The 774-nt window shown below is 57.0% G+C and carries 1 pseudogene; it reads left to right on the top strand.

Going from position 1 to position 774, the window contains the following annotated elements:
• Positions 1–535: pseudogene (locus BFG58_RS23415) on the top strand (VENN motif pre-toxin domain-containing protein); the annotation flags it as partial.
• Positions 536–774 lie beyond the last annotated feature (239 nt).

The raw sequence follows: 774 nt of genomic DNA, 5'->3' as shown, positions 1-774 counted from the left end.
GCCATCAGCCAGCTGAAAAAAGACGGTAAAGAGGTTACCGATCAGGCGATTCATGACCAGATGTACCAGACCTTCTATAACGAAGCGTTTAACCAGTCTGGCATGGGAACGGGGCAGAGCACCCAGCGCGCCATCACGGCAGCAACGGCGGCCATTCAGGCGCTGGCAGGTGGTGATATTAAAGCTGCGATTGCGGGCGGTGCCGCGCCGTATCGCCAATGCCATCGCGAATGCCATCCCGGAGAAGGATCTTAAGGGACGCGTGCTGGCCCATGCGGTTGTCAACGCCGCACTTGCAGCCGCTTCCGGCAGAGATGGGGCGTCGGCCGCAGCCGGTGCGGCGGTGGGTGAGCTGGCCGGTAAGATTGCGGTTGACGGTTTTGGCAAACAGGTCAGCGAACTGAGTGAGGAAGATAAACAGACGATATCTGCGCTGGCGACACTGGCTTCTGGCCTGGCTGGCGGGCTTGTCGGAGACAGCAGAGCGAATGCGGTAGCGGCGGCTCAGGCGGGCAAAACGACGGTTGAGAATAACACGCTGGGTATTGCACCTCCGGTTCCGGTGCCTGTTCCCGGGGTTCCGGTAAACCCGGGAGATCAGGTCACCAAAAACGCTAATGACAAAATAACGTTAGCTGTGGATGATCTGTTTGATGCAGTTGATAAAGCCACTCAGTGTAGCTTTGGGCGTGCATGTTCTTCGGATGATTCAGATCAGGGCTTGAAACCCAATGTAGCCGGAAACATGACGGATGATGAGAAGGCTGAATATGG

This window comes from Enterobacter sp. ku-bf2 (assembly GCF_001742765.1).
GTDB classification, from domain to species: Bacteria; Pseudomonadota; Gammaproteobacteria; order Enterobacterales; family Enterobacteriaceae; genus Enterobacter; species Enterobacter quasiroggenkampii.
Note: the sequence above shows the minus strand (reverse complement) of the source record. Positions and strands in the feature narration are given on the sequence as shown.